This is a genomic window from Labrenzia sp. 011, assembly GCF_003075075.1.
Lineage (GTDB): Bacteria > Pseudomonadota > Alphaproteobacteria > Rhizobiales > Stappiaceae > Roseibium.
This window is the reverse complement of record NZ_QCYM01000017.1, coordinates 13,677-27,716: the sequence shown is the minus strand read 5'-3', so window position 1 is coordinate 27,716 and position 14,040 is coordinate 13,677. Positions and strand designations below refer to the sequence as shown.

Annotated in this window: 12 protein-coding genes and 3 pseudogenes; 4 read left to right on the top strand and 11 right to left on the bottom strand. The window is 60.7% G+C overall.

Going from position 1 to position 14,040, the window contains the following annotated elements:
* The first annotated feature begins 23 nt into the window (after window positions 1–23).
* The gene (locus tag DCO57_RS16860) at window positions 24–911 is read left to right on the top strand and encodes a hypothetical protein (protein WP_116700081.1); all 888 of its coding nucleotides are present in this window, start codon (window positions 24–26) and stop codon (window positions 909–911) included.
* 12 nt (window positions 912–923) lie between these two features.
* Here the strand turns inward: DCO57_RS16860 and DCO57_RS16855 are convergent, their stop codons facing one another.
* On the bottom strand, window positions 924–1,736 hold the full coding sequence (locus tag DCO57_RS16855; protein WP_205756188.1) for a DUF481 domain-containing protein: 813 nt from the start codon (window positions 1,734–1,736) through the stop codon (window positions 924–926).
* Between the two features lie 240 nt (window positions 1,737–1,976).
* Here DCO57_RS16855 and DCO57_RS16850 point away from each other — a divergent pair, with 240 nt between their 5' ends.
* On the top strand, window positions 1,977–3,020 hold the full coding sequence (locus DCO57_RS16850; protein WP_116700080.1) for a magnesium transporter: 1,044 nt from the start codon (window positions 1,977–1,979) through the stop codon (window positions 3,018–3,020).
* A gap of 22 nt (window positions 3,021–3,042) precedes the next feature.
* Here DCO57_RS16850 and DCO57_RS23945 read toward each other — a convergent pair.
* From DCO57_RS23945 to DCO57_RS16840, 3 genes and pseudogenes are all read right to left on the bottom strand, one after another.
* Window positions 3,043–3,282: pseudogene (locus DCO57_RS23945) on the bottom strand (MliC family protein); the annotation flags it as partial.
* Between the two features lie 81 nt (window positions 3,283–3,363).
* A pseudogene (locus DCO57_RS24080) lies at window positions 3,364–3,750 on the bottom strand (META domain-containing protein); the annotation flags it as partial.
* A gap of 66 nt (window positions 3,751–3,816) precedes the next feature.
* Window positions 3,817–5,280: an amidohydrolase family protein gene (locus DCO57_RS16840; RefSeq protein ID WP_116700078.1), complete on the bottom strand. Its 1,464-nt coding sequence runs from the start codon at window positions 5,278–5,280 to the stop codon at window positions 3,817–3,819.
* Between the two features lie 406 nt (window positions 5,281–5,686).
* Here DCO57_RS16840 and DCO57_RS23935 point away from each other — a divergent pair.
* Window positions 5,687–5,797: pseudogene (locus tag DCO57_RS23935) on the top strand (UDP-2,3-diacylglucosamine diphosphatase); the annotation flags it as partial.
* Between the two features lie 235 nt (window positions 5,798–6,032).
* Here the strand turns inward: DCO57_RS23935 and DCO57_RS16830 are convergent.
* The 6 genes from DCO57_RS16830 to DCO57_RS16805 form a co-directional block, all read right to left on the bottom strand.
* On the bottom strand, window positions 6,033–6,983 hold the full coding sequence (locus tag DCO57_RS16830; RefSeq protein WP_116700076.1) for a hypothetical protein: 951 nt from the start codon (window positions 6,981–6,983) through the stop codon (window positions 6,033–6,035).
* Between the two features lie 158 nt (window positions 6,984–7,141).
* Window positions 7,142–7,672, bottom strand: a complete 531-nt coding sequence (locus DCO57_RS16825) for a ricin-type beta-trefoil lectin domain protein (protein WP_133192696.1) — start codon at window positions 7,670–7,672, stop codon at window positions 7,142–7,144.
* 71 nt (window positions 7,673–7,743) lie between these two features.
* A complete protein-coding gene (locus tag DCO57_RS16820) occupies window positions 7,744–8,964 on the bottom strand; it encodes a DUF1566 domain-containing protein (RefSeq protein WP_116700074.1) in 1,221 nt (406 codons plus the stop codon).
* Between the two features lie 169 nt (window positions 8,965–9,133).
* On the bottom strand, window positions 9,134–10,309 hold the full coding sequence (locus DCO57_RS16815; RefSeq protein ID WP_116700073.1) for a helix-turn-helix domain-containing protein: 1,176 nt from the start codon (window positions 10,307–10,309) through the stop codon (window positions 9,134–9,136).
* 111 nt (window positions 10,310–10,420) lie between these two features.
* Window positions 10,421–11,152, bottom strand: coding sequence for an outer membrane beta-barrel protein (locus DCO57_RS16810; RefSeq protein ID WP_116700072.1), 732 nt, complete (start codon window positions 11,150–11,152; stop codon window positions 10,421–10,423).
* Window positions 11,153–11,499: 347 nt separating this feature from the next.
* Window positions 11,500–12,177, bottom strand: a complete 678-nt coding sequence (locus DCO57_RS16805; protein ID WP_133192695.1) for an aspartate/glutamate racemase family protein — start codon at window positions 12,175–12,177, stop codon at window positions 11,500–11,502.
* A gap of 123 nt (window positions 12,178–12,300) precedes the next feature.
* Here DCO57_RS16805 and DCO57_RS16800 point away from each other — a divergent pair, with 123 nt between their 5' ends.
* Window positions 12,301–13,038 carry a hypothetical protein gene (locus DCO57_RS16800; RefSeq protein ID WP_116700070.1) on the top strand — a complete coding sequence of 246 codons (738 nt, stop codon included), beginning with the start codon at window positions 12,301–12,303 and terminating at the stop codon, window positions 13,036–13,038.
* Here the strand turns inward: DCO57_RS16800 and DCO57_RS16795 are convergent.
* A complete protein-coding gene (locus DCO57_RS16795; protein WP_116700069.1) occupies window positions 13,035–13,958 on the bottom strand; it encodes an N-carbamoyl-D-amino-acid hydrolase in 924 nt (307 codons plus the stop codon). The two genes, DCO57_RS16800 and DCO57_RS16795, sit on opposite strands and share 4 nt — an antisense overlap.
* Window positions 13,959–14,040: the final 82 nt, after the last annotated feature.

Below are 14,040 nucleotides of genomic sequence, written 5' to 3'. Positions count from 1 at the left end.
TCCTTGAGACATGCGAGAAATGAATGAACGGCTTCGTGCGAAATCTGGCTGGCGCCATTGAGGTTCACCGGGAGGGACCCTGGCCTTTCGTCACATACAGAGCCTACCGTCTGCGTGACAGGAAATTCATCTGGCGGGCGAGACAGCACCGCAAGGGGCTTGTACATCTGCCCGGTCAGAAGGACACCACGTTCTGGCATCGGCCCGCCTACAACTGGTTCATGGGCCTGAGTTTCGCGATCGGAGCGGCGCTTTTCATGATCGGCGCCGTGCTGGCACTGGTCACCACGTCCCTGCCCGGGACGCAAATCGGCACCGTCTTCTTCAGCGGTTCCATCCCGTTCACCCTCGCCGGCTTTCTCCAGCACTTTCAGGCGGCGAACACGCCGGAATTCTCCGAACTTGCCGACGTGGCTCCGGCTCCGGAAAAGCTGCGCCTGATCGGGTGGCAACCCACAAATTCCGGCTGGTGGTGCACGCTCACGCAATTCGTCGGAACGGTGGCCTTCAATTTCAACACTTTCGACGCGATTGACGCGCCTTCCGGCCAGGTCATCCAGGACCTGATCATCTGGGTCCCCGGAATGATCGGCTCGATATTGTTTCTCGTGTCGGGGTATCTGGCCTATATCGAAACCGGTCACGCCTACTGGTCGTTCCGGCCACGGCAGCTCGACTGGTGGATCACTTTCATAAACCTGATCGGATGCATCACCTTCATGGCCTCCTCGCTGCTGGCTTACGTCCCCGCAGGCGAAGAGCCGGGCTGGATACTTCCGGCCTCCAACATCAACCTGCTGATCGGAGCGGCATGCTTTTTCGCTGGCGCGATCCTGCTGATGTTCGAAGCCCGGAAGGACTGGGAAAAGGAAGCCTACGAGGTCGGGCCGGCCGCAATGAGCGACGATTGACTCCGGACGGCCTCAGAACCTGAAGGTGACCCCGGCAACCGGACCGGAAAGCGTGGACTGGAACACATGGCCGTCATTGTCATAATCGACGTAGAGTGCCTTGTAGCCCAGTGAAACGGAGAACCTGTCGTTGATGTTGTAGTTCGCGGTTGCCAGTGCCTGCCAGGTGGTGTCCGCACCGACCCCAAACCCGCCGATGTCGCCTTGTGCGAGCAGCGAGAATTTCCTGTTCAGATGCAGATGCGCGCGCGCGCCGATCAGCGGGTCCGTCCAGCCGTAGTTGCTTTCGACCGTGAATTGGCGCCCGGCCGCGCTCACTTTCAGGTCGTTCCAAAGATGCCAACGGCGGGCGCCGCCCAGAACGTCGAAGGTGAAACGGTCGGTGTCGACGAGCCGATAGCCGGCCTGAAGCGTTGCCGAGAACTGGACGGTATCGAATTCGGCACCGATCGCGCCGACATATGGCAGCGGCCCGACCGTCTCGCTTTCCGACAGGTTCACATACATCACGTCGCCGGACAGGACCCAGCGACCGTATCTGCCGTAGAGATTGACGAAGCCGGCGAAATTCAGATCGTCGAAAATATCGGAAAAGGATTTCTCCACCTGCACGGTCGGAACGCGCCGGAAGGGAGACACGTCGCCCTGCAGGCCCGTCGCCCAGACATAAGGGGTGATCTGGAAGGCCACCTCCGGCTGGCTCTGCACCATGGCGTCCGCGGGTCGAGGCGAAACATCCGCCGCATTTGACGCAACGGTTCCCGAGGTCAGCAGCAGCACGGTGGCCACCGCAAGGTTTGAAGGAGTTGTCAGGGCAGGTTTCATTGGCAGGAACGCAAATCGACAAGACAGGTTGGTGAGAAGATCGGGGCCCGCAAGGATCCCGCTCCCTGAGCGGTAGCATTTTTTTGCCGTGCTTGTGAAGCGTCAACAGGTGCTTCCAGGCGACCGGACCGGTTGCCGTCTCGGACTTTCCGGCCGGCAAGCGATTGACAACCGCGATCCCGCCTGGCGAAAAAAGGGGGACGCACAGGTTTCCCCGTGACCATATCCAAGACAGGGCGCATGACCGAGATTCCGAACGATGCCATCGACACAAAGCCGTTTGAGCCTGTTGAACTCCTGCTGGCGGCCGATCCGGCCGTGCTGGAGGGAACCATGCCTTGCGACGAAGCGGTCCGGACACTGGCCCTGATGGACACTGGCCGCGGTGAGCATATCTGTGTCACTGCGCCGGATGGCAGATATCTGGGAATGGTGACGCTGCACCAATGCGCTGGCGGAGGAGCGGGGGTCACCGTCGACCGGGTTGCCAGACGGGACCACCCGGTAGCCCGCCCCGACTGGACGGCGGAGGAAGCCGCGCACAAGGTGGTCAACGAGGGTCTGGAAGCGCTTCCGGTCATAGACGGAAACGGCAACGTGAAGGGGGTGGTCACTGCTCTGGCGGCCCACCGCTTTCTGCTGGACAAGCTGAAAGCCGACTCGAACGTCTTTTCGGGCCTCGTCGGCGATCCGGAAGACGACTATCTGAAGCTGTCGATCTGGGCGGATTTTCGCCGTCGCGTCCCCTGGATTCTGGGGCTTGCTGTGGCCGGACTGGCGGCCGGCTACGTGGTCCATCTCTATGAAAGCGCGCTGGACGCGCTGGTCATTCTCGCGCTCTACATGCCGATGGTCGCCGATACGGGCGGCAATGTGGGAACCCAGTCCGCAAGTCTGGTCACCCGCGCCATCAGTTCAGGGAGCCTGGCCGTCGGCGATGCGGCCAGGGTGCTCTGGCGCGAGACCAGGGTCTCCCTGCTGCTCGCCGGCGCCCTCTTCCTCTTCGCCTTTCTCAAGGTGCTGCTGATTTCCAACGTGCACGACGTGCCCGAGGGCCTGACCCTGCACGGTATCGGCCTCGCGATTGCCGTCGCACTTGCGGTTCAGGTCGTCAGCGCCACGCTCATAGGAGCGATCCTTCCGGTGGCCTCACTGGCCGCAAGGCAGGACCCGGCCGTGGTTTCCGGCCCGGCACTGACAACCATCGTCGATGTGACCGGCCTGCTCATCTATTTCAGCATCACGACCCAGATGCTGGGTCTGAAACTGGTGGAAACCGGCTGATCGCACGCCCGAGAGCGGAAGCTCAGGGGGCTGTGCAGGTTTCCACCGGAGCGTCTTCCCCCGCGCGGACGTTCTGCAGGGAGGCGTCCTTCATGCCCTTCGTCCACCACACGTATTCGCCGCCGGCGTAGCGGACCCCCGATCCGGAGATGACCTGGGATGCGACGACCGTCTCGTCCGGCATCCTCAGGATCGCGAGCGAAATCGGTCCGGCATTGATGTACTCGACGTCGAGCGACCGGCTTTCGCATTCATAGGTGACCTTCAGGGTGTCGACCGTCTCTCCCTGCGGAAGCGCCACCTTGAAGCTGATCTCGGACAGGGCCGAGCCGAAACGAAGCCGTTCCTTGTTCGTGCCGTCGTACAGGGCGAGGGCGCCATCCACGTTCTCCCATCGGGCGGTCGCGGCAAGAGCGTCCAGGAAGCGCTTTTCCTGCTGCATCTCGGCTTCGGAGCACATCATCCGCGTCACGGCGATCGCGCCGAATGTCAGCGACTGACCTTCGATGGTGGCCTGTGTCGTGAACCGGTTGCAGCCGGCCTGGCCGGACGCGGTGCCATCGGCAGAGATGGTCAGCGTGGAGGCCACATCCTCCGCCGACGCGGCGCCGTCGATCTCCATGACTTTCCAGGGCCCGTCAGGGAGGGCGTCATCCGACGCAAGGGCGCCGGACGTTGCAAAAACTGCCGCGAAGATGCTGAGTGCAAGGGAGGATGATGTGCGGATCATTTCTGTGGTCCTGAATGCTACAGTTGAAATCAGACAAGGCTTGAGGCTCATTTGTGAGTTCACACCCTAGAGTATCTTCTTGACGACCTTCCCGCCCTTCATGATCAGGCGCAGCGAGTTTTCGGGATCTCCGAGGAAGGCGAGATCGGTTTCCGGCTCGCCGTCCACCACCAGAAGATCGGCCATGGCGCCCGGAGCGATGACACCCAGAGGCGCCGGATAGGGCGCACGGGCACCGCACAGGGCGAGCAGCCGGCCATTGCTTCCGGTCGCCATGCGCAGGGCCTCCAGAGGCGACATGAACCGGGTGATCTTGGCAAGTTGCCTGCCCTGCGTGACGGTTCCGGCCGGGTTCATCAGGATGTCGGTGCCGAAGGCGATGTTGACGTTGTACTTGTCGCCCCATTCGTAAGCCGTGATGGTTCCCTCGGCGACCCTTTTCTGCGCGCCCTGCCGGGCGACGTCCGGATATTTGTTGGCATCGTCATCGGCCAGGAAGGGCTGAAGACTCCACCAGACACCGGCATCGGCCATGATCCTGACGGTTTCCTCGTCCGCCAGCTGGCCGTGCTCGATGCTCTGGACGCCCGCGCGCACGGACCGCTGGATGCCTTCGGATGTGTAGACATGGGCGCACACATAGGTCCCCCAGTCGCTGGCCGCCTCGACGGCCGCTTTCAGCTCCCGTTCGGTATATTGCACCGCGTCCAGCGGATCGTAAGGGGAGGCGACGCCGCCGCCGGCCATGATCTTCAGCTGGCTGGCCCCTTTCATGAGCTGTTCCCGTGCGCGCATGAGCACCATGTCCGCGCCGTCCGCGATTGACGATACCCCCATCTTCTCCGCGTAGCTGAGCGTTCCGGGCACGGAGGGAATTTCATTCAGCTGCCGGAAGTCTCCATGTCCGGAGGTCTGCGTCAGCATCGCACCGGAGGGAAAGATCCGCGGACCTTCGACCACATCTTCGTCGATGGCCCGCTTGAGCGCGAAGGAGGGTCCGCCGACATCCCGGATCGTGGTGAAGCCACGGTTGAGGGTGGCGCCGGCTTCCCGGGCCGCCAGAAGATGAATGTAGCCGATGTCGGCCGTCAGGGCGGTCATCTGACTGACGGCCGCGAGGGTGCTGTGCCAGTGGGCGTCGATGAGGCCCGGGATGACGGCCCGGTTGCCGCAATCGACACGCTCCACATCCGCGACCTCCTCGCCGCGCGGCACCAGCGCGGAGATCCGGTCGCCCTTGATCAGGATATTGGCATCGTCGCGCAGCGTCAGGGCTTCGCCGTCGAACAGGCGCAGGTTCTCCAGAAGCAACGGCCGTCCCGAAGCCCCGCCTTGCGCATAGGAGGGCGACAGGCCGAAACCTGCGAACATGCCAAGGGTTGCCATCGTCCCGCCCAGCATTTCCCGCCTTGAAATGTCGGCATTGATCCGCTCATAGGCGGCCAGGGTTTCGGGAGCGCAACACCGGCAACTGGTCGGCAGATTGGTGAAAGACGGCTGGTGGACACAATTGCAACCGCAAATTCTCATTCCGAAACTCCTGGAAATCTGGAGGAACAGGCACGCAGTGTTAAAATCCTGCCAAATGGACCGATTGTCCTGTTTTTGGCATCGACCGAGGCTTCATGAAAGCCCTGTTAACCGCTGAATGGGTCCGGATCGTGCCGATCATGGCATTGGGCTGACATCCCGGACTGAAAATCACGGCACGGATTTGCATGAATGGCTTGCCTCCGCCGGCCGTGAAAAGCGCGGGACCGTCAGACATGTAAAGGTTGCCGGCAGGGTCCGCTATCCGGAGCGATACCGAGGCCAAAACGGGACGTCAAGCCACCGGTCGAACGGCCGTATCAGAAATCTTGCGTACACAAGATGTTGGAACAATACTCGCTGCAATCATTGTATTCAGGAACCTCAGTCATTCAAGAGCAGGAATATTCAGATCCGGACGTTCCGGACGCTTTTTCTTTCCGATATCCATTTGGGCACGCGCGGCTGTCAGGCCGAGCCGCTTCGGGACTTTTTGAGACACCACCAGACCGAGACGAGGGGGCACCGCGCCATCTTGCTGACCAGCATGATCTTCGCCTCGTTGCATCTGACCTTCGGGGTCGACACGGTGGCGATCACCTTCTTCGCCAGCATCGTCTTCGGCTATGTCTATCTGTACCAGAAGAACCTCGCCGGCGTGGTGCTGATGCACTATTGGTTCGGCGTTCTCGCGGCGCTGATGGTGGCGATCTGGCGCGCGATTGTCCGGCAAGCCCGGTGCGCTTCAGCTCCTATTCAATCGTCCTGCGCAACAGCACGAGATTGTCGAGCACGAGGTTTGAGCTCCAGATGAAGGAGGCATCAGCGTCGGTCGCGTCAAACAGCTCCGTGAAGTTGGTATAGGCGGGCTTGTTGTCCACGCCGACGGTGTCATTGGTGTAGGCCACGGCATTCGGCCAGGCACTGTCATCGAAATCGGGAGCCATCCAGTCAGCGGGCAGATCCCAGTAGGCCGCGGAAAAGCCGCTGCCGTCACGGGCTGAGGCCGTGCTGCAGGCAGAACTGTCGCGGGTTTGCCCCTCTGCCACCAGGCAGTCCGGGTCCTGCAGGGGGCTGACGTAGAATGTCTGGGCGCGCCAGTGCGTATCCGTGATCGCGATGGTGTCTCCGGCGGCATCCTGCACCTGCATCACGATCCCCGCGTCGCCGGGATAGTATTTGGACCCGCGTCCGGCCTCGGAGCCAAGCGCGAGGTTTTCCTCCCAGTCGACGCCCATGACGGCAATGGTGAGGGGGCGGTCCGCCGTGAATTTCACGACACTTGCGTTGAAAGGGGTGAAGGGCACGGAATCGACAGCAACCAATCGGCCGTTCACGTAGAGCTCGAAATAGTTGTCGCCGAAGATATAGGCCGTGAAAGCCTCTGTGCCGCCCGCATCAAAGGTCTCGATTGCGTCAAGATCCACATCGCTGAGCGTGTCGGGTTCAACTCCGGCGCAGGCATTGTAAAGGTCAGGCGCATGCGGAGCGCTCAGATAGTGTGTCGCCGCAGGAACGGTCCGCCGTGTGCCGTCATCCGAGACGATTTCGCCGACTGCGCTGGTGCGCGAGCCCGGTCCGCAATCGATCAGGCTCTCGACGATTGTCTTTGCCGGGCCGGTCGAGAAACTGGCCTCTTGCGCCACAACAGGCGCGGCGCCCAGCGCTGTCGCAACCGCCAGGGTCAGGCACACAGGTTTCATGGTTCGGGTCCTTCCGAGAATTTTGTCCGCCTGGATCGGGCGGAGGGAGGAGAAGCGCCGCCATCTGCGGTGCGTTGCGAGAGGTTGGGGCCGGCCAGAGCGCGCGGCATCCTGGCGGCCCGGGTGGGATGTCCGGCCGGGCCGCGGGAGCGGGCAGCCTATTCGCTGCGAACGGCCCAGGTCTGGTAGGCCGACCGGCTGTCTTCACAGGGCTCCAGAGACAGATTCTTGATCTGGTTTTCCTTGCTGCGGCCGAAGCGGGTATCTTCGGCGAGTGTCAGGCACATGTCCGTTGCCGACGCAGGCGTGATCACTCCCTCACCGCTGAAGACGAAGGACTGGGCCGGGCTGCCGTCGCAGGCGGCAAGATCGATCCCTGTGCCGGCGGCAACGGATGCAAATTCCGCGCATACGTCGAATTCGGGCATGTAGAGGGTGCCTTCGGCGAACATGTCGGATTCAAAGATCTGGTCGACGCCAAGCGCACCGAGCGGACTGTAGCAGGTATGGCCCTGCAGCCCGCTTTCGGGTTTGGCGTCCCAGCCTTTGGCGCCGCCGATATCAAGGCAGTAGCCGTTTTGAATGTTGTCCAGTTTGTCGGTCAGGTAAATTTCCACCGGCTCGGCCCGGGCGGCGAAGGCGGACAGGAACGTTGCTGCAATGGCGGTGCAGAACATGTGTTTCATCATGATGTCATCCTTTGTCAGGGTTGGAACTGGCTGCGGCTGCGGGAGAAAGAGGCTGCGGAAAACCGCATCCGTTAGCGCACGCAGCGGACAAGATTGTCGGAGCGGTTGTAGTCGCAGGCGTTGACAGAGCAGGTGGTGGCTTCGGTCATGTCCTGACCGACGATTGTCTTGATCGACGAGCGCTGTGCGCCGGCACCATGCCAGTCGATGTATTCGGTTTGCTCCCCTGCCTTGCTGAGAGCCTTTCCAAAGGCAATCACATTGGCGTAATTCTTGAAGTCGCCGAAGGTTGTACTGGTCCAGAAATCCAGACTCTCCGCGTCCCGGGTGAGTGCAAAGACCGTTTCGTCGATCGCCGGGAAGCCCGTGCGCCGATAGTCGACGATGCTCTGGAGTTCCTTGGAATTGGGCAGATACCAGTCATCATGGCCGCCCAGCTCGAGCGCCTCGCAATAAGCAAGCGCATCCGCCCATTCACGGCGGATACCGTCATCGGCCTGCTGCCACATGCGCCCCGTGGCCGCGTCGATTACCGTGCCATCGCCGTTGTTTTCAAATTGGTTCACACCGTAAACGTCTTCCTGGCCATGCACGCAGCGGACATAGTTGCCCGGCGCCTTGCCGTCGGCGGGACCGTTGGGCAGACCGCTGTTGACCGCGTCGCCACCGGTGTAGAAATCCAGTCCCGTGCCATAGGCCTTGATGTGTCCATCGGCGAAGTTGAAGCCGAAGGCTCCCTGATTGCGACCGTTCATCACCGGTCCTTTGACATAGAGCGTGCTGCTCCAGTACTGCCCGGCAAAGGGCAGGCCATCGGGGTATTGAAAGTCAAACACGCTGGTGTCGATATAGGGTGTCGGCGTGCCCTCTTCGGGTTTCAGCAACTCGCCGCGAAAGTCCGCCAGCGAATAGAGCTCCTTGATCGACGGGACGCGCCAGTCGCTGTGTCCCGCCAGGTCCAGATCCTCGCAATAGTCGAGCGCTTCTGCATATTGCATCCGGTCGTACTGCGGCGTTTTCTGCCACAGCAAACCGGTGTTTTCGTCCTGAACGGACCCGTCGCCATTGTCGATGTAGGCGGCCGCCAGCCGGGGGTGCTGGCTGTCTTGTCCGTATAGGGCTGCCCCTTCTGCCGGGCAGGTGATCGTTGCGCCGGTCAGATCGTAACAGGCGTCCTGCATGGTATCGACAAGCGGGTAGCTCAGACCTTGTGCCGCAAGGCCGTTCGAAGACAGGACGAGCAGAACAGCAGAAACAGAAGCGATGACATGGCGGCTCGAATTGGGGCGCAAGGGAACAGTCCTTCCGGGCGTTGTTGTGTCCGCGTCCGAAATGGGGTGACAGTCCGCAAAAATCGTCCGCGCCGCCAAGCCCGTACGTTCATGGCTAGCACCGGCACCCTCTGTCGGAGCCGGAAGGGACGGTTACCCATATATAGCACACCCTTTGCCGGGCGCCGGATCACTTCAGCTGGCGGCGGTATTGCGATGGTGTCATGCCCGTCAGCTGCTTGAATGCCGAGTTGAAAGGGGACTTGGAGTTGAACCCGTAGGCATAGGCGAGATCCAGAAGGGTGGCGTCCGAATTCTCGGGCTTTTCCATCGCCTGCTTGATGGCCTCGATCCGGTATTCATTCACGAAGACGTAGAAGCTCTTGTTGTATCGGGTGCTGATGACTTCGGTCAGATGGTGGCGCGGAACCGCCATCCGCCTTGCCAGGTCCACGATGGTCAGGTCGGCGGACAGATAGGGCCGCTCCGTTTCCATGAAGGCTTCGAGTTTGACCAGGATCCGTTCGGCGCGCTCCTCGGTCAGCCCGGACCTGCTATAGCGCTTCTTGACTTCGCCCGGCGGCGCACTGTGGCAGGCGGCTTCTGCAGGTCCGGTCCCGGGGGGCTGCATGGATGGTGGGGAGATCTCCTGCCGATCCTGTTCGTCATCTCCGCCGGAGGGCGCATGGTCCCGGTCAAACACCTGATTTTGCCTCAGGCCGAAGAAACTCAACCCCAGTATGATCGCGATCTGTGCCGGCAGATGGACTCGCAGCATGGCAGGAAGCGAAAACAGCGATGCCAGAAACAGCACGAGCGATACCGCGGAAAATCCGGCAATCAGCCAGAACAGCCACTTGAGGGTGACCTGATTGGGCAGGTTGGAAAAATGCTGGTTCACATCCTGGCCGTGCCGCCACAGGCGCCGCGCGACGGCCATTGAATAGGAGAATATCAGGGCGAGGTTGAGGGCACCAACAAGGCGTGTGCTGGTATCGAAGACCACGTGTTCCGGATTGGGCGGCGGCGGCGCCCAGCCCGACGCAAGCTGCCACGCGCTGACCGCAGCAAAGGGCAGAAAGTGAAACAGCTCGTGTTTCGTGAGGCGGTCGATATCCCCGGTGATCGCCCGGACGTACAGCCACATGAATGGCCCGTAGGTGAGCGGATAGATGAGGTCAGACTGCAGAACGGGAATGGTGAAATCAGGCCACAGACGTATTGCGGCGCCGCCAATCATGGGCAGGGCGATAAAGAGCATCCAGACGGCAAGGATTCCATCGCTCAGCGCGCGTTTCGGCTTGAAGGCCAGAAAGACAGCGGTAAACAGCGCCTGCACGACGCCGGCGAAAAGAAGGTCTTCCATCCTGAGCTGACACTGTCCTCTGGCACATGTATCGCAGGCGCGCTCCAGGGAGAGGGCGCCTGCGCACCGCTCACCACCACCGGCACGGGGCCTGCGTTACAGCTTCATAACCTAGAACTTGTAGCGCAGGCCAAGCATCAATTCATTGGTCGTGTAGTCACCCTCAACGCGTTTCTTCAGATTGCCGCTTACCCCGGACGTCAGCTTTGTTGCCGATTTGAAGGTTCCGAGATCGACATATCTGTACGCCAGGTCGAGGGTGGTCTTTTCCGACAGTTTAATGCCTGTACCGGCTCCCAGACCCCATGCAAAATTGGTCGACGTGTCGCCATTCCAGACGACGTTCGGGTCCCCGGGCGCTGTCGCGGTGAAATCGCCCGTCTGGTTGATGGCGATACCCGCCATTCCGGTGATGTTCGGCGTTACCTCGATGGTGCCCATCCTGAAGGTATAGATATCGAAAATTCCGGCTGCCATGAGGGAATATGAGGACACATCGGCCTCGAACCGCTCGCTGCTGTAATTCACAAGTGAGGTGTCCCACTGGTGGCCGGTTCTGTAATTGAACATCAGCTCAGCGCGCAGCTTGTCCGTGACCTGGGTCCCCAGACCGACGCCGAACGCACCGCCCAGCCCGAGCGTGGTATCTTTTGTCCGCGCCGTCGTGCCGAGCTGATCCTCGAACGTGATTTTGCCCGCAGAACCGCCGATGGAAGCACCTGCTTCACCTTTGACATAGAAACCGGACAGGAAACTATCGTCGGCGATTGCCTGGGATGCGTTGGCGAGATTGGCGAGAAGCAGACACGATGTCGCCAGGAGAATCTTTTCTGAAATCTGCATGTGCCCGTATTCCTGTGTACAAATTTTAACGGTGTGTTCCAGGCCGGGTGACTGAAAATTGTGTGCCTGCTTTTATCTGCCGACAAGTGACGCAGCGTCGAAATGGTCGCCCCCCGGGACCCGGCGTCCGACAGTCGGTTCCGGATCAGTATCAGCGCGCGCCCTAACAGGGCGTAAAGATGATTCGGAGCCGTCCGGGAAAAGGCCAGGGTTGGTCGTGTCACCAGAGACAGGAAACCGGCGCTTGCGGTGTCTCCACGCGGGACGCGGCAAGCCGGGATCTTTCAAATCGGGGGGGGGATGGGAGAGAGGGAAGCCACTCCGCACTCCCGAAACCTATGCCTGAGTCAAATCGTCGGTTCATACCCAAGAACCGCGGCGAGACCCAGGACGGCTGCCGGCACCGGCTCTATCAGGGGAACCGTTACTTCGTTGGCGAGCACGCTTGCCGCGCGGGCTAGTGGCCCGCCGCCAATGACAATCGCTTCTGCCTTGTCCTCTTCGATTGCTCGTGCAATTGCTTTCCGGAGCCTGGTCAGCAGCAGTTCCGGATCAGCCATCGTTTCGTGCAGCTCTCCCTCGGTTAGCCGAACCGACGCGAGCTGTGCGCCAAAGCCATAGCTCTCGGCGCGTGACCTGATCGAATGGACCAGATCCGGAGTGGTTGTCACCACGGAAAAGCGTCCGTGATTGCGCGTGGCGCGCGCCATGCCTTGTTCCGCGATCCCGAGGACCGGGATGTCCAGCGCGTCTCGCAAGGACTCCAGACCGGGATCTCCAAATGCAGACACGATCGCCCCTGAAAACCCTTCGAACATTTGAGGGTCCAAACGAGAAACAGCTTCTCCTGCTGCTGCCAATTCATCCGCATTGCTGATCAATCCGGGCCCGGACGATGCGGTGAAGCCAACAATGTCCATTGCAGGCGCGGCGCATGTTGCGATCTCGACCATCGCCCGGGTCGTTTCCTGTGATGTGTTGGGATTGATGAGCGCGAAACGCGTCTTCCGCAGGTTGCTAGGCATGATTGGTTCTTAATTCCCGTTGGCTCAAAAACGCTCAGGTTTGTAAGGTGTTCACCAGCTGCTGTGGCGTCTGCGGTCATGGTTTCGTTGGTCAGGAACCCCTAAGACAGGAATTTCATCTGAATGTATATCGATACGGCAGCACAATTGATCGCAAAAGCGCGGTGCAGCGGAACACAGCTCGATCGTCTGCCGGAAGATTGCAGGCCGCGGAACGTGTCCGACGGTTATGTCGCGCAAGCAACGGTTGCCGAGGCCCTTGGGCTGGCAGTCGCGGGCTGGAAAGTGGCGGCCCATGAACCCGGAACGGGCGTCGCGGCCCCGATCTTCGCAGGAACAGTTCATCACGCTCCTGTATCGCTGGTCAATGTGGACATTCTCGAAACCGAAATTGCCTTCAGGCTAGGGCGTGACCTGCCCATACGATCCAGGGACCCCTATTCACGCCATGACATCCTGGCAGCAATACAAGGTTTTACACTGGCATTTGAATTGGTCGGCCGGCGTTTTGCCGCGTCCGGTCTTGCGTTGCCCGAGCGCATAGCGGACTGTTTCGCGAACGCAGGTCTCATCCTCGGCAAGGAGCGTCCTTTCATGGGCGACATCCCTTCTCCCGTCGAGGGGGTGAGCCTTCTGCGAAATGGCAGGAGTGAGCCTTTTCAACCCATCGACATCGATCCCGTGGAGTCCATTCGCTCCTACGTCAACTGCGGTGGCGACAGGCTCGGCGGGCTCCGGGCTGGTCAGTGGGTGATCACAGGGTCCCTGACCGGGATGCAGGAGGTCTCCGGTCCGGAAAGCTGGACGGCCCGTTGGCGCGATGAGCTCGAAGTGTCGCTTGAGATTTCCGATAGCATCTAGGGTGTGGTTTCCACCAGAAGGCCGTATTGGTCCGGTTGTCTGTGTTCGGCGAAATTGAAGATGTTGTCCTGGATTTCCCGGCACCGGTCCAGGTCGCACTCCGCAACGATTACTTCATCTCCAAGGGTCACGCATTGCGCGGCAATTTCACCGGTCGGCGCAATGATGCAGGATCCGCCGATCAAGTCACATCCCTCTTCACGTCCTGCCTTCGCCACGCCAACGACCCAGGTGCCGTTTTGATAGGCACCGGCCTGCATGGACAGGTGGTTGTGAAAGTCCTGCAGATGATCATGTGCTGGGGCGGGCGGATAGTGAACCGGCGTGTTGTACCCCGTGAGCACCAGCTCCGCCTTTTGCAACCCCAGAATCCGGAAGGTTTCCGGCCAGCGACGGTCATTGCAGATGCACATCCCGATCCGGCCGCCCAAAGCGTCGGTGACTGGAAAGCCAAGGTTTCCCACTTCGAAGTAACGTTTTTCCAGGTGCTGAAATGGTCGCCAGTCTTCCGCTTCCCGATGTCCCGGCAAATGGATCTTTCGGTATTTCAGCAGGATCTCGCCCTCGGCGCTGACGACGACCGAGGTATTGAAACGCCGCGTTTTGCCATCCCTGGCCCGTATCTTTTCCGCATAGCCGAATGAGAAGGACAGCCCCAATCGGGCTGCCGCATCGAAGAGCGGAAGGGTCTCCTCGGACGGCATCCGGCTTTCGAAGAACGTGTCGATCTCGTCCTGGTCTTCGAGATACCAGCGCGGGAAGAAACTGGTCAGCGCCAGTTCCGGAAACACGACAAGCTCTGCTCCGCGCGCGGCTGCTTTTTCCATCAGCAAAATCATGCGCCTCACGACAGCGGTACGGCTCTCGGTGCGAAGGATCGGCCCCATCTGGGCTGCTGCGATCATCAGACTGCGTGACATATTGGAGCCTTTCTCGGTTCCGTGCCGGGGACACTAAAATGCCAGATCTCTTTTGATCCCCGGCCGTATCTGAATATCCGTG